The 21770-nt window shown below is 64.0% G+C and carries 18 protein-coding genes and 1 tRNA gene; 14 read left to right on the top strand and 5 right to left on the bottom strand.

Annotation, left to right across the window (positions count from 1 at the left end):
• Positions 1-88 precede the first annotated feature (88 nt).
• Positions 89-164, top strand: a tRNA-Arg gene (locus C266_RS22525).
• Between the two features lie 906 nt (positions 165-1070).
• Positions 1071-4430 (top strand): autotransporter domain-containing protein, encoded by a 3360-nt coding sequence (locus tag C266_RS22520; protein ID WP_010807686.1) that lies wholly within the window; start codon positions 1071-1073, stop codon positions 4428-4430.
• Positions 4431-4473: 43 nt separating this feature from the next.
• Here C266_RS22520 and C266_RS22515 read toward each other — a convergent pair whose 3' ends face one another.
• On the bottom strand, positions 4474-5007 hold the full coding sequence (locus C266_RS22515) for a hypothetical protein (RefSeq protein WP_036664110.1): 534 nt from the start codon (positions 5005-5007) through the stop codon (positions 4474-4476).
• Positions 5007-5705, bottom strand: a complete 699-nt coding sequence (locus tag C266_RS22510; RefSeq protein WP_010807688.1) for a flagellar basal body L-ring protein FlgH — start codon at positions 5703-5705, stop codon at positions 5007-5009. The genes C266_RS22515 and C266_RS22510 overlap by 1 nt, the downstream gene beginning before the upstream one ends.
• 286 nt (positions 5706-5991) lie before the next feature.
• On the opposite strand from C266_RS22510, the gene C266_RS22505 reads away from it, so the two are divergent.
• From C266_RS22505 to C266_RS22490, 4 genes are all read left to right on the top strand, one after another.
• Positions 5992-7107 carry an ATP-binding protein gene (locus C266_RS22505; RefSeq protein WP_010807689.1) on the top strand — a complete coding sequence of 372 codons (1116 nt, stop codon included), beginning with the start codon at positions 5992-5994 and terminating at the stop codon, positions 7105-7107.
• Positions 7108-7178: 71 nt separating this feature from the next.
• Entirely contained in the window at positions 7179-7970 is a 792-nt protein-coding gene (locus C266_RS22500; RefSeq protein ID WP_010807690.1) for a response regulator, read from the top strand.
• Positions 7971-8011: 41 nt separating this feature from the next.
• The gene (locus tag C266_RS22495; protein WP_010807691.1) at positions 8012-8485 is read left to right on the top strand and encodes a hypothetical protein; all 474 of its coding nucleotides are present in this window, start codon (positions 8012-8014) and stop codon (positions 8483-8485) included.
• 320 nt (positions 8486-8805) lie between these two features.
• Positions 8806-9408, top strand: coding sequence for a YSC84-related protein (locus C266_RS22490; RefSeq protein WP_010807692.1), 603 nt, complete (start codon positions 8806-8808; stop codon positions 9406-9408).
• Positions 9409-9563: 155 nt separating this feature from the next.
• On the opposite strand, the gene C266_RS22485 is transcribed toward C266_RS22490, so the two are convergent.
• The 3 genes from C266_RS22485 to C266_RS22475 all read right to left on the bottom strand — a co-directional run bounded on the left by C266_RS22485 (position 9564) and on the right by C266_RS22475 (position 12593).
• Positions 9564-10433: an ABC transporter permease gene (locus tag C266_RS22485; RefSeq protein WP_010807693.1), complete on the bottom strand. Its 870-nt coding sequence runs from the start codon at positions 10431-10433 to the stop codon at positions 9564-9566.
• A 91-nt stretch (positions 10434-10524) separates the two neighbouring features.
• On the bottom strand, positions 10525-11358 hold the full coding sequence (locus tag C266_RS22480) for an ABC transporter ATP-binding protein (protein WP_010807694.1): 834 nt from the start codon (positions 11356-11358) through the stop codon (positions 10525-10527).
• A 194-nt stretch (positions 11359-11552) separates the two neighbouring features.
• Entirely contained in the window at positions 11553-12593 is a 1041-nt protein-coding gene (locus tag C266_RS22475) for an ABC transporter substrate-binding protein (protein ID WP_010807695.1), read from the bottom strand.
• A gap of 262 nt (positions 12594-12855) precedes the next feature.
• On the opposite strand from C266_RS22475, the gene C266_RS22470 reads away from it, so the two are divergent.
• From C266_RS22470 to C266_RS22435, 8 genes are all read left to right on the top strand, one after another.
• The gene (locus C266_RS22470; RefSeq protein ID WP_010807696.1) at positions 12856-13527 is read left to right on the top strand and encodes a response regulator transcription factor; all 672 of its coding nucleotides are present in this window, start codon (positions 12856-12858) and stop codon (positions 13525-13527) included.
• Entirely contained in the window at positions 13520-14914 is a 1395-nt protein-coding gene (locus tag C266_RS22465) for a sensor histidine kinase (protein ID WP_010807697.1), read from the top strand. The genes C266_RS22470 and C266_RS22465 overlap by 8 nt, the downstream gene beginning before the upstream one ends.
• A 371-nt stretch (positions 14915-15285) precedes the next feature.
• Complete coding sequence (locus C266_RS22460; protein ID WP_010807698.1) at positions 15286-16182, top strand: sensor histidine kinase; 897 nt, start codon at positions 15286-15288, stop codon at positions 16180-16182.
• Positions 16172-16831 carry a response regulator transcription factor gene (locus tag C266_RS22455; RefSeq protein WP_010807699.1) on the top strand — a complete coding sequence of 220 codons (660 nt, stop codon included), beginning with the start codon at positions 16172-16174 and terminating at the stop codon, positions 16829-16831. The genes C266_RS22460 and C266_RS22455 overlap by 11 nt, the downstream gene beginning before the upstream one ends.
• Positions 16832-17304: 473 nt before the next feature.
• Positions 17305-18717 (top strand): flagellin, encoded by a 1413-nt coding sequence (locus tag C266_RS22450; RefSeq protein WP_010807700.1) that lies wholly within the window; start codon positions 17305-17307, stop codon positions 18715-18717.
• Positions 18718-18874: 157 nt separating this feature from the next.
• Entirely contained in the window at positions 18875-20974 is a 2100-nt protein-coding gene (fliD, locus tag C266_RS22445) for a flagellar filament capping protein FliD (protein ID WP_010807701.1), read from the top strand.
• Positions 20975-20996: 22 nt separating this feature from the next.
• Entirely contained in the window at positions 20997-21431 is a 435-nt protein-coding gene (gene fliS, locus C266_RS22440; protein ID WP_010807702.1) for a flagellar export chaperone FliS, read from the top strand.
• Complete coding sequence (locus C266_RS22435) at positions 21424-21762, top strand: flagellar protein FliT (protein ID WP_010807703.1); 339 nt, start codon at positions 21424-21426, stop codon at positions 21760-21762. The genes fliS and C266_RS22435 overlap by 8 nt, the downstream gene beginning before the upstream one ends.
• Positions 21763-21770 lie beyond the last annotated feature (8 nt).

Genomic DNA, 21770 nt, shown 5'->3' with positions numbered 1-21770 from the left:
GCATGGACGGCGCGCGGCAAAACCGCTATGCTTCCACTTCTTTGCCTGCCGGTCGCGCGTTCGCGCCTTCTTCACCGGTGGTCAGCAAGCGCCCGTAGCTCAGGGGATAGAGTATCGGCCTCCGAAGCCGAGGGTCACTGGTTCGATTCCAGTCGGGCGCGCCAATAGATTCAATGGATTACGAGGCTCCACTCTCGTCCGTTCGCATACGCAAGGCGTCGCCGCCTAGTACCGGATCGCACCCATTCGGTCGCAGCCTCTGTGGGGAACTCAAAACGCCCTCGATCTGCTCCCCTGCTCGGCCGCTTCCATCGTAGTAGCCGAATATCGCCCATCGAAACGTGTCGCATTCGAGCGGGCCCCTCCCGAATGCAGAAGTCGTCGGCTTTGTACTTCGTCATGCATCTCCGGCATTGGTTGGCGCAACCCTGGCATGGCCGGGGAATGGTCCCTGCCCGGATCCCCGCCTACCCTGCGTCAACGCTCAGTGTTTTGTCAGGGGCCGCCCCGGTGGCCCCAAACGGGACGACTTTCTGAACGCGATAGCGAAGCACCTCACTTTGTATTACATTCGGTGTCCGATGCGCCCCTAGGCGACGCACGTTCCAGCGCTCCGAAGTCGAAACAAGCATTGCCTCCCTGAGCACTGGTGCCCTATATGACTGCCGTACCGCGGGGGAATGGCCGTATCTTCTCGGTCGCCGGTCGCAATGCACGGTGCGATACGAGAGGATATATTCGTGGTCCAACGCAAACGCAGGCTCACAGCCCACCCGGCGAAACCCGCCACTCCGGCGTCCCTAACGCCTTCTACGCTCGATTGCGTCACTGCGCCGGCCCGAGGCTCGGCCCACAGACCAGCGGGTGCCCGACTCATTCGAACGGCTGGCAGCACAGCCATTGCGCTGGCCCTCGCGGGTACTGCGGCGCCTGCCTGGGCAGCCGCCTGCTCCATCAGCGACACCAGCGGCTGCGGCGCATTGGGCGGCGACGGTGTTCCGGGTCGAAGCGGTGGCGGCGGTGCCGGTAATGGCCAAGGCGGTGGATCCAGTCACATAAACGCCAGCGCCGTGACCGTCCAGGACACAGGTAGCTGGGGAACCCAGGGTACCGGCGGCGCGGGTGCAACCGGAGACACAGCCAGTGCGCCGGCCAACGGCCCCGCGCAATCCCTCACCGGTAATTGGGTCTTCAGCAATGGAACGACGATCGGCGCCGCCGGCAATACCGGACCGGACGGACTCAACTTCGGAAGCGGTGGAAACGGCGGCAACACAGGGCTGTATTACCTCGGCAGCAACATCACCGTCATGCCGGCGGCGACATTCACGGGCGGGGCCGGGGGCAACGGTGGAAATACCAGCAACGGGGTGTCGGGTAACGGCGGTGGCGGTGGTGGTGGCGGCAGCGGGATGACGTCGGCCGGGGTCATCGCGACAATCTACAACTACGGGGCGATTACCGGTGGCGCAGGCGGTGCCGGGGGCTCCGGCGGCTTCGGCGGCGGCGGCGGCGCAGGCGGCGATGGACTGCTCGCGCTCAGCGGTCTCGCCGCCATCATCAACACCGGCACGATCACGGGCGGCGCAGGAGGCGCTGCGGGCGCAGGCACAACGCAGTCGGCCGCAGGCGGTGCCGGGGGTATTGGCGTCAATCTTTCCGGAACGCACAATAGCCTCAGCAATGCCGGGACGATCTCGGGCGGTTTGGGCAACGGGGGCGGCGTCGGCGTCGTGACGCGGGGCACGGATTCGATCCTCAACTCGGGTCTCATCATGGGCGGGCTGACCGGCGGCGGCGGAACCCGAGCTGCGGCCATCGAGTTCGGCGGCACAAACAACACGCTGAATCTGCAGACCGGCTCCTCGATCCTCGGAAACTTGCTTTTCGATGCAGGGGCGACTGCCACCATCGCGGCGCTGAACCCGGGCCTTGCACTGAACAACGACGTCATCCTGAGCGACGCGGCGTCGGGCGTTACCTTCTCCACGACGTCGGCCGGCATGACGATGTCGGGCGTCATTTCCGGTACCGGCACCCTGAATCTCGTCGGCGCGAACACGCTAACGATGACGGGTGCCAATACCTTTACGGGAACGACAACGATCAGTGGCGGCACGCTCGCCCTGTCGGGGAACGGCAGCATAGGCAATTCGTCCGGCGTCGTGCTGAACTCCATGCTGGACATTTCCGCCGTCACAGCAGGGGCGTCGATCCAGGCGCTTACCGGCACGGGCACGGTGTGGCTCGGCGCACAGACACTGTCGCTCACCAATGCGGCCGGCACGTTCAACGGCGTCATTAACGGTTCGGGTGCGGTACGTGTGGCCGCCGGCACGCAGACGCTCACAGGGGTCAACACCTATACCGGCGCGACCGTGATCGACAACGGTGCAACGCTGAAGTTGAGCGGTAACGGCAGCGTCGCCGCATCGGGTGGCGTCACCAATAACGGCACGCTCGACATCTCGGCAACGTCAGGCGGCACGTCCCTGACGAGTCTCGTCGGCAGCGGGGCGGTTGCCCTCGGGCAGCGCACGCTGACGCTCACGAATGCATCGGGTGTTTTCGCAGGCACCATCAGCGGCAGTGGCGGCCTGACACTGAACGGGGGCACACAGTCGCTTTCTGCGGCAAACACCTACACGGGCGCGACCACCATCAACGGCGGCACGCTCGCCCTGACGGGAGGCGGCAGCTTGTCTTCGGCGTCGACCCTTTCGCTCATGGGTAGCGGCGCAACGCTCGATTTTTCCTCCGCAGGGGCGCAGACGCTTTCCGGGCTGAATGGCGCGGCCGGCACGCGTATGCTCGTTGGCGCGAACACGCTGACAGTCAACTCGGCAACCGACAGTACCTATGCCGGCCAGCTCGTGGGTAGCGGCGCCTTCGTCAAGCAGGGTGCCGGCATGCTCGTGCTCAATGGGGCAAGCACCGGGTTCACGGGCACGACGACCGTCAGCGGGGGCACACTCGAAGTGGGCGACGCCAGTCATGACGGCGCAGCGATCGGCGGCAACGTGGCCGTCGGTGCGCAAGGGATACTGCGCGGACACGGCACAGTGCTCGGCAATGTCGCGAACAGCGGGGTCGTGGCGCCCGGCGGGTCCATCGGCACGTTGCGCGTCGGTGGAAACTACACGCAGGCATCGAACGCGACGCTTTCCATCGAGGTCAGTCCTACGGCGGCGTCGCTACTCATGGTATCGGGCAGTGCGACGTTGAACGGCACGCTGGCGATCACGTACGATCCCGGTACGTATTCAGCCACCCGCTACACCGTGGTGAGCGCAACGAACGGTGTAAGCGGGCGCTTTTCGTCGGTCACGGGGACGTTGGCGACAGGCGCGAACCTCGGCGGCCTGCAATCGTCCGTGGCCTACGGCGCAAACGATGTCACCCTGCTGCTGGCCGATCCGGCATCGGGCAATTCGGGGGCATCGGGGCCTTCCACTCCGGTGGTCATCGCCCCGAAGAATACGAGTCTCTATACGGCGCTCGGCACGGCTGCGCTGATGAATGCGCAGTCGGCCACGTCGGCAGTGCTCGACCGGGCAACACGACGCACCGTCGACACGGGGCTTGCCACCGGAGACACGGCGCAGGCGCCGGGCATCTCGTCGGTCTGGGCAACCGCCACTGGCCTGCACGGCCGTGTGTCCGGCACCGGCACCCAACCCGGCTTCCAGGAAAACCAATACGGGTTCCTCGCCGGTGCGGAGAAGCGCGGGGAGCGCAACACGTTTGGGCTGGCAGGCGGCTATTCCCATGCCGACCTCTCGGAAGAGAACACCGCAAACTCCGGCACTCGCGACACGCTGCGTCTCGCCGCCTATGCGAGCCGCGAGATGGGACCGGTCGACGTGGCGGCCACTGTCGGCTATGGCATCCATTTCCTGTCGCAGAAGCGTCCGTTCGCGAACATAGGCACCGCCGAAGGCGATCATATCGGGCAGGAATTCACGGCGGCGACACAGGCGAGCGCGCCCTTGGCGTTCGGCGGCATTGTCATGACGCCGCGGGTGGGCCTGCGTTATGCGTATTTCCACGCGAACGGCTTCGACGAAAGCGGTGCCGGGGGGCAGAATCTGCGCGTCGGCACGGACAACACCCGGAGCCTGCAACCGTTTGTCGGTGCGACCTTCGACAAGGCATTCGGCGACGCGCAACGCCCCATGAACGTCCAGTTCCGCGTGGCGTACGCTCACGAACTACTCGATGCCGGCCGCGCTATCACGGTGGCGTCACAGGACGGGACAATGTTCGTCGCACCAGGCGCGAATCTGCCACGCGGCTTCCTGACGCTCGGCGTAGGCTTAAGCGTGACGCTGGCCAAGCGATTGGACATCTCGCTCGATTACGACGCGCTCATCAATACTGCGCGTGCGTCGGCACAGGCGGGAAGTCTCAAGGTGAGTTACCGGTTCTGACAGGCGCGTGAAGGCAGCTTCACAAAACCCATGAAGCGTTCGCTCAAAACACCACCAGCCGGTCGACCAGTTGCGCCATGCGCGAGTTCGACGCCGACCACGATTCGATCGTCGACGATCTGCCGTCGAAATACACCGTATTCATGACCGACCCGTTCTGGCTGAGCGTGAGCGTCGCGTAGGCAAGGTATTCGCTTGGCGCACTGCCCCACAGCGAATTCCGCCACGCGCGCCGCACGGTGTAATTGAGGACGACACACCCCGCCGGCCACGTGCCGGGGCTATAGATCGTGCTCACGATGCCGTAGGCGCGCAGCCGCCCCTGAATCGCCGGCAACAAATCGGAGATGCCGTCCGGCGCCAGCTCGATGCACAAGCTGCGCGAGCGCAGTTCCGGTGCGGCGGGCTCGGTGGGAGGAACGATGGACGGCAACTGGTCCGACAGCATCACGCCGGTGGTCACCACACTGGACGCCACCTGCGCGGCGATCACCGGCACCGGCGTCGTGAAGAGGCACCCGCCCAAGGTCGCGCTGGCGGCCGCCGTCAGGGCCAGCACCGTCGCAAGGCACCTCATCAGAACGGCGACACACCGAGCAGAATGCCCTGCAACCAGCCGCCGTTACTGCCATCGGCGATCGGACCGCCCTCCACTCGCGCCACCTTGGCCTGACCGACCTTGTTCGAGGCCACGACATTGCCCGGCGAGATGTCGAACTTGTTGACCACGCCAGTGAAACGGAACGTCTCCATGTTCCGCCCCTGCATGACCTGCTTTTCCCCGCCGACCACGTAGGCCCCGTTGGGCAGCACCTCCACGATCGCGACCGCAATGGTGCCCGTCAGCGCCGTGGTCGAACTGTTCGTGCCATTGCCCTTGAAGCTGCTGGCCGACTGTCCGATGTTGAACCAGCGCTCGAGCACCGAATCCGCCCCATCGGGCCTGACGCTCTTCGCGGTGACGCTCGCGTTACGCGAGACGTCGCTCTGCGACTTGTTGGTGCCCGACGAATTCTCCGACACCGCGATCGTGAGCAGATCGCCCACGCGATGCGCCACCGGCGTCTCGAACCAGTTCGTCGCGGTCGTCGGCTGATAGATGGACCCTGCCGTTTGCACGTTGGCCACGCGTGGCATGGGCATCACGGCCATCGGCGTCGGCGCCGTCACCGGACTCGAACAGGCACTCAACATGGGGCTCACTGTCGCCAGCGGCACAACTGTCCCCATGAGCGCGCGCGCCGCAACGCGCTGTAGCATCGACAGCTTCGACATGATGAGGCGCCCCCGCGCCGATCCCGGATACCGTGTCCGGCCTGGTTCGAAAAGTGTGAACGGTTTGCTGATTGGGAAGACGGCACGGCGGCCAGCTTCGTGACGGATAGTACGCAGCGGGTGTGCAGCGACTAAGCACGAATAGAGGAAAATTTGTGGAGGCACGACGCCTGCCGCCCCGAAGCTGAGAAAATGGCGCGCCAACGTCGGCAGGGCCTCACACCGGCCCGCCTCGTCATGCCCCAGTGTCTACTCTGGCCGCCCCCCTTAACCCGTTATCCAGCGCATGAACTCCGGCATCGCTCGCAAGCTGTTCCTCGCGATCTTCGCGACAGGACTGGTCACCATGACGGCCACCGCGGTCGCCGTGCGTGCTGCCGTGGCTGGCCACCGTTGGCTGCACGGCAACAACCTGATGTATGTGACGCTGCTGGGCGTGGCGCTGCTGGGCGCAGTCGCCCTGCGCCTGGCCCAGCGCTTGCTCGTGCCCGTCACCCCGCTGCTGGACGCCACCCATCGCATGGCGATGGGCGATTACAGTGTCCGTGTGCCAACGGCCGGCGCCGACGAACTTGCGCGTCTCGCCGTCGACCTGAACCGGCTGGCCGACACCCTCTCGCACAACGACCGCCTGCGCCGCGACCTGCTCGCCGACATCTCTCACGAGTTGCGCACGCCGCTCTCGGTGTTGCGCGGCGAAATCGAAGCGATGGAAGACGGCGTACGCCCGCTTACGCAAGATGCGCTCGCCTCGCTGCGGGTGGAAATCTCGCTGCTCTCCAAGCTGATCGACGATCTCTACGAGTTGTCGCTCTCGGATGTTGGCGCGCTGACCTACGCGTTTGCGCCTGTCGACATCACCGAGCGCGTCGCCACCTCTGCGGCCGCGTTCGGCGACTGGTTCGACGCCAAGGGCATCTCGCTGAATGTCCATCTTCCCGAGAACGCACTGTTCATCGACGGCGATCTGCACCGTCTCACGCAACTGCTCGGCAACCTGTTCGAGAACTCATTGCGTTATACCGACGGCGGCGGTGCTGTGCGCGTGTATCTGTCGTCGACGGACACGCAACTGCGTCTCGAGATCGAAGACTCCGCGCCCGGCGTGCCGGACGACGCCCTGCCGCGCCTGTTCGAGCGCCTGTTCCGGGTAGAGGCGTCGCGCAGCCGGCGCAGCGGCGGCGCCGGTCTGGGGCTTGCGCTGTGCAGACACATCGTGCAAGCGCACGGCGGCCAGATCGTCGCGCGGCATTCTCCGCTAGGCGGACTCGCATTGACGATCACGCTGCCCTGTCTCCGCAGTGCGTCCAACGGCATGAGCGGCCTGTGCAACGGTTCCGGTTCGTCCTGCGTCGCAAGCGGGTCCGGCTTCGCCGCCCACGCCGCCGCGACCTTGTGCTGAGCCGCGCTTCCATGCCCCCGAACTCGCTGACCGTTGCACCTCATTCCGCCCTTCCATCACCGACCGACGCGATGACACTCTCCGACGCTGCCCCGATTCTGATTGTCGAAGACGAGCCCAAGCTCGCCGCGTTGCTCGCCGAGTATCTGCGCGTGGCGGGCATGCCGTGCCGCATCCTCTCTGACGGACGCGAAGTGCTCCCGGCCGTCCGGGCGACCGAGCCGCGTCTGGTGCTGCTCGATCTGATGCTCCCGGGCATGGACGGCCTCGAAGTCTGCCGCGCCGTGCGCGAGATCTCCGAAGTCCCGATCGTGATGCTGACAGCCCGCGCAGCAGAGACCGACCGGCTGCTCGGTCTTGAACTCGGTGCCGACGATTACATCTGCAAGCCCTTCAGCCCGCGCGAGGTGGTGGCGCGCGTGAAAGCGATCCTGCGCCGGGTTCGCGGTGCGGCCGGCGCCTGCCCCAATGGCGACGCCGCGGCCATCGCGCCGCAACAGCGGGCACTCGTCATCGACGCGGTGCGCCATCACGCACGACTCGACGGGCATGAACTGCCCCTGACCCCGGTCGAATTGCGTTTGCTCGCCACGCTCGCCAGCCACCCCGACAAGACATTCCCGCGAGCGCATCTGCTCGACCGGATGTACGACGATCACCGTGTGGTCGCCGACCGCACGGTCGATAGCCATATCAAGAACCTGCGCCACAAATTGCAGGCGGTCCGGCCCAACGAAGAAATCGTGCGTTCGATCTACGGCGTGGGCTACCGGCTGGAGCTGCGCACCGACCGCCCCGGCGCGCTTGCGGCGCGGCACGGCGTCGCGACTATCGACAATCCGGCCGGGGCAATGCCAAAATAGCGAGACCCGCGCCACGACGGGGCCCATTGAGGAGATCGACGATGCCACGCCGCACCGCCACGCTGCCCCCGATGCTCGCTTCATTCGCATCACACGCTCTCACCCCCAGCCTCACATCCCCGGTACTTCGCACTGCCGAGCTTGGACGAGCGCACGCCGCCATCAAACGCGTTGTGCAGGCGGCCACAGCTGCCGCACTGTTCAGCGCAGGCGGCTTGGCGTTCGCGCAGACACCGGTGTGCTTCGATAGCGTCGGTCGCGCCCTTCCTCCCGAGCAATGCTCGAAAGCAGCGCGCGACCAGGCCGCCGAACAGGCCGCCGCATCCGGTGCCGCATCGCCCTCCCTGCGCGACGAATGCCGCGCCCTCGCCGACAAGATCGCGAATACGCCGGACAAGCCGGTTTACACGCGCGACCGGCGAGTCGACTCCCCCGCAGGCGATCGCGTCGACATTCCTACGCGCACAAACCCGCGCAAAGCCCTTAAGGAAGAATACGTGCGCAAGTGCACGTAGGCGGATGCCTACAATTTAATAAAAGTTAGGCGCACGTTAGCGGAACTTGTCGCGCCATTTTCTTGACAATACCAATGGAGACCGCATAATCGACGCCATGCCGACACACTGCGCGGCATGTTCGCAGCGTCGCGAAACGGGTCACGGGCGCCGCACTCCGTTCGACAAACGCATCCATCGGATGCCAAACTATCGCTCTCATCATCCGCTTCGATGCCGAAGCGCGGCGCCCCGCACGGGCGCTTCGTCGGTCTGACGTTTTATCCACATCCATGCCACCGTGCTTTGTGCACGGCACACGCACTATCTGGAGGGAGAAAATGCAAAAACGCGAATTCCTGATGAAAACTTCCGTCGCCCTTGCCGCCGCCGCGTTCGCGCTCGCCGGCTGTACCACGACCTCGCCGTCACAGGCCGACAAGGGCGAGAACGCGGCCGGTGCCAACGCCAACAAGCGGCGTGAAATCGATGCCTCGGTGAACGGGGCGCTCGACAAGATGTATGCGTCCGTGAAGGGCTCCCGCGAGTTGGTGGGTAAGGCACGGGGCATACTCGTGTTCCCATCGGTGCTGCAAGCCGGTTTCATCGTAGGCGGCGAATATGGCGAAGGCGCACTGCGTGTGGGCGGCGCCACGAGGGGTTACTACAACACCGTGACGGCATCGTTCGGTCTACAGATCGGTGCGCAATCGAAGGCCATCATCTTCCTGTTCATGACGCAGGACGCCCTCGACAAGTTCCAGCGCACCGACGGCTGGACGGCCGGTGCCGACGCCTCGGTCGCGCTGGTCAAGATCGGCGCGAACGGTGAAGTCGATCTGAACACCGCGACCTCGCCGGTGGAGGTGATCGTGATGACCAACGCCGGCCTCATGGCCAACCTGAATATCGAAGGTACGAAGGTCACGAAGCTCAATATCTGATCGCTTCAAGACGATGGGACGCCTCGCGTCCCCCACCAAACGAGAACAGCGCCACCCGCGATGGGTGGCGCCGTTTCCTTTTGCACCGGCGACTGTCGCCGGACACTCGTGACACCGCGACGCCATGACACCATGACGCCGCGACATCGTTGCGCTCACTCGTTGGCGAACGCCGCCGGACGCCATTTCAACAAACGCTTCTCGAGCGACGTCAGCAGGTAATCCGCGCCCAGCGCCACCACCGCCAGCACGATCATCGCCGCGAACACGCCACTCGCGTTAAACGCACCTTGCGCGGTCGAAATCAGCAAACCGATACCCTGCTTCGAGCCGAGGAACTCACCGACCACCGCGCCCACGAGAGCGAAACCGAAGCTCACATGCAAGCTGGCGAGAATCCACGACAGCGCCGACGGAATCACCACCGACATCGTCACCTGACGGCGCGACGCGCCCAGAATCTGCGCATTCGCGATCATGTAGCGGTCGGCCTCGCGCACCCCCTGGAAGGCATTCGCGAACACGACGAAGAAAACCATCACCACCGCGAGCGCCACCTTCGACGCCATGCCCAGACCGAACGCGATCACGAAGATCGAGCCGAGCACCACGCGCGGAATCGAGTTGGCAATCTGGATGTAGAGACTGAAAACATCCGAGAGCAGCTTGTTGCGCCCCAGCACGATGCCGCAGATCACACCGGCCACACCGCCAATCAGAAAGCCCAGCACGGTCTCTTCGAGCGTGACGAGCACCTGCGTCCAGAGCGGCCCCTGCGATGTGCCTTCGACACACCAGTCGTAGATCTGCTGAACGATCAGACTCGGTTGCGAGAAAAAGAAGGGATCGATCCAGCCCAGACGCGCGGACAACTCCCAGCCGCCAAGTCCGATCACCAGAATCGCCACGCGCAGGAAAACCACCAGCGCGCGACGTTGCTTGATGCGGCGCTGCGCCGCGGCTTCCTCACGCGCGAGATCGGCGTCGCCAAACCCTGCCAGTACGGCCTGTTCACTCATGTTCATGCCCTCCTCCTGACGGCAAAGGCGCGCGTCGCCGTTCACGGCAACGCGGCCCGCAAAATCACTGACGCAGCCCCGGCGGGGCCGCACATGCTCAACCGATCTTCACTTCTTCGCGCAGATCCGCCCAGATTTCACGCGAGATGTCGATGAAGCGCTGCTCGTAGCGAATTTCGGACATCACGCGCGGACGCGGCAAATCGATCGTGTAGACGTTCTTCAACGTGGCCGGACGCGCCGTAAGTACGAACACGCGATCTGCCAGCGCAATTGCTTCCTCCAGATCGTGCGTGACGAACACCACCGAGCCCGACGTCGACGACCACAGTTGCAGCAACTCGTCCTGCATGAGCGTGCGCGTTTGCATGTCGAGGGCCGAGAACGGCTCGTCCATCAACAGAATCTCGGGGTTGTTGATGAACGTCTGGGCCAGCGCCACGCGTTTGCGCATGCCGCCGGAGAGTTGATGCGGGTAATGGCTGCCGAACTTGTCGAGGCCCACGCGCTTGATCCATTCGTCGGCCAGGGCATAAGCGGCCTCTTTCGATTGACCGCGAAACAACGGGCCGGCGGCCACGTTATCGCGCACGCTGCGCCACGGGAAGACCGCGTCGTTCTGAAAGACAAAGCCGATGCGCGGATCGATGCCGTTCACGGGCTGGCCCATCACACGCACGCTGCCTGCGGTCGGGCGTAGCAGGCCGGTAATCATCGACAGCGTGGTCGACTTGCCGCAGCCGGTCGGACCGACGATGGCGACGAACTCGCCGCGCGCGACCGACATGCTGAAGTTGCGCAGCGCGACCGTGGCTTTGCCGTCCGGCGAGATGAAGCGGCACGACACGTTGTCGAATTCAATGGCGGGCGTGTCGCGCGAAACAGGGCTCGCCGCGCGTGCCGGCGCAGTAGGGGTGATGGTCTGGGTCATGTGCCCGGCTCCTCGGTGGCTTCGTCGAAGGTCCGACGGTATCGTTGCGGTTTCTCAAGGGTGAGCCGGCCCGCACACCGGACGATCGTCGGCGGTCGTCGGGTATGGGCGGCCCGGCTGGCTGCGCGTCGAAGAGACCGCGCACCGGTATTACGGGGTCAAAGGCCGGCGAACGGGTCGCGCCGGATCGGGCATTACTTCACCTGATCGACGAACTCATTGGTGTACGTCTTCGACAGATCGATGTGCTTGCCCTTGACGTTCGGATTGAACGCGGAGAGCACCTTGAGCACGGTCTCGGGACCGCCCTTCGGCATGCGGCCGTCGGGCGAGTACATCGGCAGCGAGTTCTGCAGCGCCTGCACGTACAGCGCCTTGTTGTTGCCGTAGTAGTCCTTCGGCATCTTCTCGGCGATCTCGGCGGCCGAGTGCGTGTTGATGAACTTGAGCGTCTTCACGAACGCGCGGGCGAGCTTGGCCGCTTCCGGCTTGTGCTTGTCGAGCCACACGCGTTGCACATACAGGCTCGATGCCGGGTAAGCGCCGCCCAGTGCCGCCACCGTGCCTTCCATCGTGCGCATGTCGACCAGCACGGCGGCGTCGCCGGTCTTGAGCAACTGCGATGCGGTCGGTTCGGTGGTCATGCCGGCATCGATGCGGTTCTGCTTGATCGCGGCGATGAACGTGTTGTCGGCGCCGACCGGCAGCACCGAATACTGCGCCGACGTCAGGCCGTGCTTGGCCGCGAGATATTGCGTGAGGAAGTTCGTCGACGAGCCCAGACCGGTCACGCCCAGGGTCTTGCCCTTCACATCGGCCATGCTCTTGATGGTGTCTTTGCTCTTCGCATTGACCAGTTCGACTTCGCCGGGCACCTGACCGAAGATCACGATGGCCTGAATTTCCTTGCCCTTGCTCTGCAGATCGATCGAGTGATCGTAGAAGCCGACCACGGCCTGCACGGCCCCCGCGAGCAATTCGTTTTCGGCGTCGACACCCGCCGGCTGCGAGAGCAACTCGACATTCAAGCCTTCTTCCTTGAAGTAGCCGAGCTGCTCGGCGAGCTTGGCCGGCAGATAGACCATCTTGGTGATGCCGCCGACCATGATCGTGATCTTGCCGCTATCGGCAGCGAAACCCGGCATGGCGGCCAGCGCCAGCGACGCACCGAGTACGGCAGCCAGAACAGGTTTCAGGAAGGTTTTCGGCGCACGCACGCCCAGACTTGCTCGCATTGTGGTGTCTCCATCGTTTTTAGGGATAATGGCCTGAGCCTTCCATTGCGGCGCCGGCCGGCCTCGCATGATTGACCGCGGAGCCCAAGGCAGGGGTCTTCTCAATCGACACCTCTGCCTTGTTGCCGATTGTAGAGAACCGAATCTTTCATCCAGCTTTCGCCCGATGCAGGTTTTCATGGGCATCCGATGGGTGTTTACCCGCTGTTGGCGCGCGCAGGTTCCACGGGCACACTCGCCGTCGCATTCCGCTTTTGCCGCTATGAAACTGCTGCTGATCGAAGACAACGACACGCTGGCCCACTGGCTCGCCCGCATGCTGCGCGACGACAATTTCACTGTCGACGCCGCGCGCGACGGCGACGCCGCCGACCGTCTGCTGCAAACAGAGACGTATGACGTGGTGCTGCTCGATCTCATGCTGCCCAAGCTCGGCGGCAAGCATGTGCTGCGACGCTTGCGCGAGCGGCGCAACAACGTGCCGGTCATCATTCTCACGGCCAGCGGTTCGGTCGACGAAAAGGTCGACTGTCTCGGCGCAGGCGCCGACGACTATCTGGTGAAACCGTTCGAAGTGCGCGAATTGATCGCGCGCGTGAAGGCGCTTGCGCGCCGGCATTCGCCGGAACAGGGCGCCGATCTCGTGTGCGCCGACCTGAGCTATCAGACGGGCACACGGCAATTCACGATAGCGGGTGCGCCGCTCGCGTTGCCGTCGCGCGAACATGCCGTGCTCGAAATCCTCATGCGAAAGCAGGGCAAGACGGTCGCCAAGAGCGCTTTGGTCGACGGGGTGTTCGGCCTGGACGACGAACCGAGTGCCGACGCCATCGAAATCTATATCCACCGGTTGCGCAAGAAGCTCGAGACCAGCCGGGCCGCCATCATGACCTTGCGGGGTCTGGGGTATTTGCTGCGCGAGAAAGATGCTTAGTCTGCGCGTCCGGCTGCTGATGTGGCTGATGCTGCCGCTCTCGCTCTACATCGGAGCGAGCGCCTGGCAGGCCTACCGCAGCGCGCGCGATACCGCCGAACTCGTGCAAGACCGGGCACTGCTCACGTCGGCACAGGTGATCGCGGGCGAGCTGACCTGGGTCGATGGCGCGCTGCGCGCGAGCGTGCCGCCGTCTGCGCTCGAATTGTTCGCGTCTCCCGCGCGCGACCGGGTGTTCTATCAGGTCATCACGCAAGACGGCCGGCTCCTTGCCGGCCCGCCGGACTTCCCGCATCCCCCGCTCTTCCCGCAAACGGTACCGGCATACTCGACCCTCGAGGTGAACGGCGAACCGCTGCGCGCCATCAGCTTCGTTCGCACGATGTACGACTCGGGCAAGCCGCACAAGGTCGCCGTGGTGGTGGCCGAGACAATGCGCGCGCACGACGAGATGCTCGCGCAGTTGTGGGAGCCGTCGCTGCACCGGCAAATCGCCATGGCCGCCCTCGCTGCCGTGCTGGTGCTCATCGGGCTGACGGTCGAACTGCACCCCCTCATCCGTCTCAAGGACGAAGTCGCCGGGCGTGCGCCGCAGGAACTGGTGCCGATTCGCGCCGGGCAACTGCAAACCGAACTGCGGCCCATCGTCGACGCGATCAATTTGTGCATCCAGCGCCTCTCGGCGCAGGCGCAGCAACAGCGGCGCTTCGTGGCCGACGCCGCCCATCAGCTCCGCACGCCACTCACGCTGCTCGACACACAATTGCAGTTCGCGGCCCAGCTTGACGACCGCGCGGCGCTCGCGGACGTGCTCGCCGCCATGCAGACGAGCAGCCGCGGCCTGGCCGACCTCACCAACAAGCTGTTGCTGCTCTCGCAGGCAGAGGCGGCCGACACCCCGGCGTTCTCGCGCTCGCGGGTGGATCTGGTTGCCGTCGCCGCCGGGGTGCTCGAAGAACTCGTCGCCCTTGCGCAACGGCGCAACATCGATCTCGGGCTGGAAACGTCGGAGACCCACGTGTGGGTTGCGGGCAACGGCGAACTGTTTCACGCGATGGTCATGAATCTTGTCGACAATGCGATTCGCTATATCCACGAAGGTGGGCGCGTTACTGTCGCCATCGACCGCCCGGACGGCTCGGCGCGCCTGCGCGTGATCGACGATGGGCCAGGGATTCACGCCGAGGCGCGTCAGCGCGTGTTCGAACGCTTCTACCGCAATGCCCCACCGGGTCAGCCCGGCACGGGCCTGGGATTGCCCATCGTCAAGGAAATCGTGGCGTCCAGTCATGGCACAGTCACGCTGGCACCGGGCGGCGACGGCCGTGGTTTGATGGTGACCGTCACGCTCCCCCTAGACCATGAGACCGAAAGCAACGCCCCATAGGGAACGTTGTTTGGGTCACTTCACCGATGAAGCGCGCGGCGAGCCCGTGCCCTCGCCTGAAAGAAAATCACAACTGTATGAAGTCGCGATAAAAATTAAGGCGTTACAATCGTTTAGATTGGAAATTTCGTTTGAAACGCAAGCTCGACTGGATCCGCTAGGATAAACCCTGATATATTCCGGGTCTTTGCAAAATCCTCTTCAAGCAAGCGCAAACTTCTTAATCCAAATCAAATAGTTACGCTTTTCCGTCAGTCCATGCAGGTGCCCGCCGCGTGTAATTGTGACGAAATGTAAAGTTTGTTAAATTGCATGTGGTCTCGCCGCGGGGGTTGCGGTGCGGGACTTTTTCTCTCAGGGATTTTGCCTCCATGCCGTATCTCGTCGATCCTGCCGCACAGGCTGCGAGACGTCGCGCGTCGCTTGACGACACGTTGCACGCCCGCGCCGCGACGCCGGTATCGGATCAGCCTGCCGCTCGCGACATCACTTTGCCGGCGGAGTCCGCCTCGCACACCGCGCGAGCGTCAGCACGTCCGCTGGCGCAAGCCGTGGCCCGCAAGATAGACGCCGCCCGTGAAGCCGAGCGCACGCGTCTGGCGCAGGAAATCCACGACGGCCTTGGCGCGCAGCTCACGGCACTGCAATTGGCCGTAGCGCGTCTGGCGATGCGCCCACCGGTCGACGCTGCCGAATGGCAATCCCTCTGCACCCAGATTCAGAACGCCGCCACCGCTGCACAAGACGCGGCTGACGAACTCGTCGGCCGCAGCCGCCCACCCGCGCTCGACGCGGGTCTCGTCCCGGCGCTGCGCACCTGGTTGCGCGGCTTCGGCGAGCAAAGCGGCCTTACGTGCATCTGGCGCTGCGACGACGTGACACGCGATCGCGTCGCGAACCTTTCCCCCGATGCGGTGCTGGCCCTGTACCGTATCGCACAGGAAGCGCTCACTAACGTTGCCCGCCATGCACGCGCTTCGCGCGTTGTCGTCGCGCTCGACGGCGGCCACCGCTCTCTCAAACTCACGATTTCAGACGACGGTTGCGGCTTGCGCCGCGGCGCGCGTCGCAAGCAGGGACATTTCGGATTGGTGGGCATGCGCGAGCGCTGTACGGCACTCGGCGGCACGCTGCGTATCGGTAGTGCGCAGGGATCGGGGACGCTCGTGAGTGCACGGCTCCCCTGGCATCAAATCCTGCCTGCCCCGGCCGGCCTCCATGGCCCGGATTCGCATGCTCTTCACGGATATACGCATCATGACGCTTAGAGTGCTCATCGTCGACGACCACGCCATCGTGCGCCAGGGCGTCCGGCAGTTGCTCTCCGATAGCGGGAGTATCGCCGTCATCGGCGAAGCCGATTGCGGCGCAGAAGCGCTGGAGATGACCGATGCCGCGCAGTGGGACATCGTCTTGCTCGACATTTCGCTGCCCGACACAAACGGTCTCGAGATTCTCAAGACCTTGCGGCGCAAACATCCGCGTTTGCCCATCATGATCTTCAGCATGTACGGGGAAGGCCAGTTCGCGCTGCGCGCCCTCAAGGCCGGCGCTGCCGGTTATTTAAGCAAACGCTCGAACGCGCAGCAGTTGGTCTCGGCCGTGCGCCAGGTCGCGGCGGGCCGCAAGTATGTGAGCCCGATGGTCGCCGAGACGCTCGCCGATTATCTCGGCCCGGATGCCGACCAGCCGCCCCACGAGCGCCTGTCCGACCGCGAATACCAGACGCTTTGCATGATCGGCTCGGGCAAGCGCCTGACCGACATCGCCAACGCGCTGTCGCTCTCGGTCAAGACCGTGAGCGTGTACCGCACACGCCTGCTCGAGAAGATGCGCCTGAACAACAACGCCGAACTCACCTATTACGTGATGCAGCACGGCCTGGTCAGCGCAGAGATGGGCCCCGTCTGCGCATAGCGCCATCGGCACCACACTTTCTGCTAATTAGTACTCACTTCATGGCCCGCCGTCGCGGGCCATGTGCTTTTCAGGCGCCGTCAGCCATCGGCACGAAGAAATTTCGTGGCGGTGGAAAAAAATTTTTTCTCCGCCGCCAGCCCGTGCCACAAGTTGAGAATTGCCCGCCTCACCCGCCGGGTGACGCGACATGCCACCACCTCTCCAAGCCTTACAGGACATGAATAGGCGGCAGATTGCCCCTTTCCTTGACGAATCGATCATGGAGGAAATTTGTAGACTGGCTTATTAGCGTTTTTCCGACATCGACGGGGTCAGTCGATCGGGGGTGAGAGAGCATTTTGTGAAATCACCCTAAATTTTCCCAATGGCCGTCCGATATCCCCTACAACGGCGGCTTTCGGCGATTGGCTGGTGAGCCAAAGTTACGGCGCTTAAGCCGGAGCCAAAAATTTTGGGAAAGGAGTGGCTAAATGTCATCTGTCATCAATACCAACATCTTCTCGCTGGTTGCACAACGTAACCTGAGCACCTCGCAATCGGGTCTGCAAACCTCGATTACCCGTCTGTCGTCGGGTCTGCGTATTAACAGCGCAGCGGACGATGCCGCTGGCCTGGCGATCACGGACCGTATGTCGGCCCAGATCAACGGCACGCAGCAAGCCCAGCGCAACGCCAACGACGGTATCTCGCTGGTGCAAACCGCCGCAGGCGCCCTGTCGGCAATCACCGACAACCTGCAACGCATCCGTACCCTGGCCGTGCAGTCGACCAACTCGACGAACTCGGCTTCGGATCGTGCAGCACTGGACCAGGAAGTCCAACAGCGTCTGGCTGAAGTGAACCGTCTGGCAACCCAGACGTCGTTCAACGGCCTGAACGTGCTCGACGGCTCGATGGGCACGGCGAACTTCCAGGTTGGCGCCAACGCAGGCCAGACCATCTCGGTCAACCTGCAACAAAGCATGACCGTCGCCAGCATCGGTTCGGTCGCACAAACGAGCTCGGCCACCAACCCGCTGAGCTTCACCGTTGCCGCACTGACCGTTCAGTTGGGCGCAGGCACGGCCGTCAACGTCAAGGCCGGCACGTACAACAGCTCGGCTGACCTGGCAACGGCAATCAACACCGCCGCACAAACCGCCGGTTTCACGGGCAACGTCGCATCGGTCAACTCGGCCGGCGAAATCGCCATCACCAACACCGATCCGACGCAAACGCTGACGGTCGCTGGTGCCGACGCTACCACGCTGGGCATGGCCGTCGCCGGTGCCGCCGCGGGTTCGACGACCACGTCGACCGCCGTCGCTTCGACGTTCTCGCAAACGCTGGCAGCAGGTGACCTCGTCCTGACCGTCAATGGTAAGGCCACGAACATCACCGGCAAGATGAACAGCGCCACCGACCTGGCCAACGCGATCAACTCGTCGAACAGCGGCGTGAACGCGTATGTCGACACCACGGGCAAGATGCACCTGAGCTCGGGTTCGGCCTTCCAGATCAGCGGCGGCACGCCGGCAACGCTGACCAAGCTGGGCCTGCCGACGGCAGCCACGACCTACGCCACGAGCGGTAGCCTGGCACAAGCCGACGTCAAGACGGTCAACAGCGCCACGCTGATGCTGTCGCAGATCGACTCGGCCATCGGCACCGTCGACACGCTGCAATCGACCCTGGGCGCTATTCAAAACCGCTTCCAGTCGACGATTTCGAGCCTGTCGACCACGACGCAGAACCTGACCTCGGCGCGTTCGGGCGTGCAAGACACCGACTACGCTGCAGAAACGGCCAACATGACCAAGTCGCAGATTCTGCAACAAGCCGGTATCTCGATGCTGGCCCAGGCAAACCAACTGCCGCAACAAGTGCTGAAGCTTCTCCAGTAAAGCGCCTGTTTGGCAAGGTGTAACGCCCGGCGGCAACTCGGCCGGGCCGCCGGCGGCGCCACCTTTGCGGGGGGCGTCGCCGCAAGCATTACAAGGGCAGCACTTTTTGCGCCGGCGTTTTGCGAGTTGAGCAACTATTTTTGAGAGCGAGCAATTTATGGCGACCACTGGCAGTAGTACCACGGGCTCAATTTCGTCACCGGGCATCGGCTCGGGGCTGAACGTGAACGATCTCGTCACCAGTCTGATGCAGCCGGCGACGAAAAAGCTCGACTTGCTCAAGTCGCAAGAGGCCAGCTATCAGACCAAGGTCTCGGCACTCGGCAGCCTGCAATCGGCGCTGAGTTCGTTCCAATCCTCGCTCTCGAACCTGTCGTCGGCATCGTCGTTCCTTCAGATGGCTGCCACGCCGGGCGATGCGACGATCCTGAGCGCTTCGGCAGACACCACCGCGAAAGCGGGCAGCTATACCATCAACACGACGCAGTTGGCGCAGGCGCAAAGCCTGTCGACGACCGGCGTGTCGGACCCCGCCGCCTCGATTGGCAGCGGCACGTCGACCAAGCTGACGTTCAGCTTCGGCACGATTTCGGGTGGCACGCTTGCCAATGGCACGTACACTGGCGCCAGCTTCTCGCCGAACGCGCAGCAGGCACCGTTCAGCGTCACGATCACGAACACGAACAACTCGCTTCAAGGCATTCGCGACGCCATTAACGCCGCCAACGGCGGTGTGACGGCCACGATCGTCAATGACGGCAGTGCCACGCCGAACCGTCTGGTCCTGACCTCGACGCAGACGGGGCAGACCATGAGCATGAAGGTCGACGTGGCCGCAGGGGGTGACGCCACGCTCACGAACATGCTGGCTTACGATCCCGCCGGCACCCAGAGCCTGACGCAGACGGCGGCAGGCCAGAACGCCAGCCTGACCATCAATGGCCTGGCTGTGTCGAGCCCGACCAACACGGTGAAGAGCGCTGTGCAAGGTCTGTCGATGAGCCTGCTCAAGACCGGCACGACCACCGTCAGCGTGAGCAATAACAGCGACGGTGTCACCAAGGCCGTCAACGATTTCGTCACCGCCTACAACACGCTGCATTCGGCCATCGGCAAGCTGACGTATTTCGACAAGTCGAGCGCCACGCCAGGCAGCACGTCGAACAACAACGGCCCGCTGATCGGCGACACGACCACGCAGATGATCACCACGCAGATCCAGCAGATCCTGAACGGCAAGTTGCCGGGGGTCTCGGGGTCGGTGCTGACTTCGCTCGCCGATATCGGCGTGACATTCCAGGCTGGCGACGGCACCGGCAGCGCCACGGATACGTCGGGGCAGCTCGCGGTCGATACGACCAAGCTGCAAAAGGCGATCAGCTCGGGCGGCTTCGCCCAGCTCGCCTCTTTGCTTGCCACCAACGGCACGACCACCGACAGCCTGATCAGCTACCAAAGCTCGACCAGCAATACGCAACCGGGCCAGTACGACGTGGTCGTCACCCGCCTTGCAACCCAGGGTACGCTCACGTCGAACGCCACGCTTGGCGCGAACACGACCATCGACGGCACCAACAATACGCTGACGGTACAGGTCGACGGCACGAGCACGTCTATCACCATCCCGAACGGTATTTACACGCCCGACAAGATGGCCGCCGCCTTGCAGGCCGCGATCAACGGAAACTCGAAGTTCGCCGCCAACGGCTCGACTGTGACGGTCAAGCAGACCAACGGGGTACTATCGGTCACGTCGAACCGTTATGGCTCTGCCTCGAATGTGCGCGTCACGTCGGGCAACGCCATGACCGCGCTGTTCGGCACCGGCGTTTCGCCCAGCACCGATGGCGTGGACGTCGGCGGCTCGATCGGCGGCGTGATCGCCACGGGCAGCGGCCAGTATCTGACCGGTGCAGCGGGTTCGCAGACCGACGGCCTCAAGATTCAGGTCACCGGCACCAACCTCGGCAATCGCGGCACCATCAATTTCTCGCAAGGCTATGCGTCGCTGCTGTCGAACCAGGTCAGCAACTTCCTGAGCGCGAAGGGTGCGATCAGCACAGCCCAGTCGAACCTGAACGCCACCATCAAGCAAGTGCAGCAGCAGGAAAGCGACTGGCAGGACCAGATGACGCAGATGCAGAACCGCTATCTGGCGCAGTTCACCGCGCTCGACGCGACCATGTCGAAGCTTTCGAGCACCAGCGACTACCTCAAGCAGGTGCTGGGCGGTTCGTCGTCTTCGTCGTCGAAGTAGGCGCGCCCCCCGGAGATCGCTCATGTACGGTCAAAACGCCGCCAACGCCTATCGCAAGGTCGGGCTCGAAACGGGCGTCATCGCCGCGAGCCCGCATCAGCTCATCACGATGCTGTTCGACGGCGCGAAGGCAGCCCTGACGAAGGCCCGCGTCCATTTTGAAGATGGCCGCATTGCGGAGCGCGGACAGGCGCTCTCGAAGGCCATCGGCATCATCGGCGGACTGCGCGACGGCCTGAACATGGATGTGGGCGGAGAACTGTCCCGCAATCTGGGCGATCTGTACGACTACATGGGGCGCCGTCTGCTCGAGGCCAATCTCGAAAACGACGTTGCCAAGGTGCGAGAAGTCGACACCCTGCTCGACACGATTGCATCGGCCTGGCGAGAGATTGCCCCGGCAGCCGGCACGGGCGCACCCGCCGCACAGGCGGGCACCGGGGTGCGCTATGAATGAAGCCGCGACCTTGCTGAACTGCTACGAGACTATTGCGGGTCTCACGGAGCGCATGCTCGGTGTGGCGCGCGACGGCGATTGGGACGCACTCATCGACATCGAAACGCAGTACCGTACGCAGGTCGATGCGATCAAGCAACTTGACGCCGCCCTGCCGCTCACCGACGATGAGCGCTCGCGCAAGCACGCCATCATCCGGCGCATTCTGGCCGACGACGCGGCGATTCGCGACCTCGCAGTGCCGCATCTGGCGCATCTCGACGCAATGATCAACAATACGCGCCGTCAACGTGCCCTGCACGAAGTCTATGGCCTGAACCTAGGCACCTGAGGCGTCCG

The organism is Pandoraea sp. SD6-2 (assembly GCF_000389825.1).
In the GTDB taxonomy this organism is placed as follows: Bacteria; Pseudomonadota; Gammaproteobacteria; order Burkholderiales; family Burkholderiaceae; genus Pandoraea; species Pandoraea communis.
This window is presented reverse-complemented; position numbering and strand designations above follow the sequence as displayed.

What these genes read in the sequence shown, in the direction of transcription:
- C266_RS22455 (WP_010807699.1), top strand. Translation starts at nt 16,172, where the DNA reads ATGACGCTTAGAGTGCTCATCGTCGACGACCACGCCATCGTGCGCCAG.
- C266_RS22460 (WP_010807698.1), top strand. Translation starts at nt 15,286, where the DNA reads ATGCCGTATCTCGTCGATCCTGCCGCACAGGCTGCGAGACGTCGCGCG.
- C266_RS22505 (WP_010807689.1), top strand. Translation starts at nt 5,992, where the DNA reads ATGAACTCCGGCATCGCTCGCAAGCTGTTCCTCGCGATCTTCGCGACA.
- C266_RS22500 (WP_010807690.1), top strand. Translation starts at nt 7,179, where the DNA reads ATGACACTCTCCGACGCTGCCCCGATTCTGATTGTCGAAGACGAGCCC.
- C266_RS22495 (WP_010807691.1), top strand. Translation starts at nt 8,012, where the DNA reads ATGCCACGCCGCACCGCCACGCTGCCCCCGATGCTCGCTTCATTCGCA.
- C266_RS22510 (WP_010807688.1), bottom strand. Translation starts at nt 5,705, where the DNA reads ATGTCGAAGCTGTCGATGCTACAGCGCGTTGCGGCGCGCGCGCTCATG.
- C266_RS22475 (WP_010807695.1), bottom strand. Translation starts at nt 12,593, where the DNA reads ATGCGAGCAAGTCTGGGCGTGCGTGCGCCGAAAACCTTCCTGAAACCT.
- C266_RS22470 (WP_010807696.1), top strand. Translation starts at nt 12,856, where the DNA reads ATGAAACTGCTGCTGATCGAAGACAACGACACGCTGGCCCACTGGCTC.
- C266_RS22435 (WP_010807703.1), top strand. Translation starts at nt 21,424, where the DNA reads ATGAATGAAGCCGCGACCTTGCTGAACTGCTACGAGACTATTGCGGGT.
- fliS (WP_010807702.1), top strand. Translation starts at nt 20,997, where the DNA reads ATGTACGGTCAAAACGCCGCCAACGCCTATCGCAAGGTCGGGCTCGAA.
- C266_RS22480 (WP_010807694.1), bottom strand. Translation starts at nt 11,358, where the DNA reads ATGACCCAGACCATCACCCCTACTGCGCCGGCACGCGCGGCGAGCCCT.
- fliD (WP_010807701.1), top strand. Translation starts at nt 18,875, where the DNA reads ATGGCGACCACTGGCAGTAGTACCACGGGCTCAATTTCGTCACCGGGC.
- C266_RS22465 (WP_010807697.1), top strand. Translation starts at nt 13,520, where the DNA reads ATGCTTAGTCTGCGCGTCCGGCTGCTGATGTGGCTGATGCTGCCGCTC.
- C266_RS22450 (WP_010807700.1), top strand. Translation starts at nt 17,305, where the DNA reads ATGTCATCTGTCATCAATACCAACATCTTCTCGCTGGTTGCACAACGT.
- C266_RS22515 (WP_036664110.1), bottom strand. Translation starts at nt 5,007, where the DNA reads ATGAGGTGCCTTGCGACGGTGCTGGCCCTGACGGCGGCCGCCAGCGCG.
- C266_RS22485 (WP_010807693.1), bottom strand. Translation starts at nt 10,433, where the DNA reads ATGAACATGAGTGAACAGGCCGTACTGGCAGGGTTTGGCGACGCCGAT.
- C266_RS22490 (WP_010807692.1), top strand. Translation starts at nt 8,806, where the DNA reads ATGCAAAAACGCGAATTCCTGATGAAAACTTCCGTCGCCCTTGCCGCC.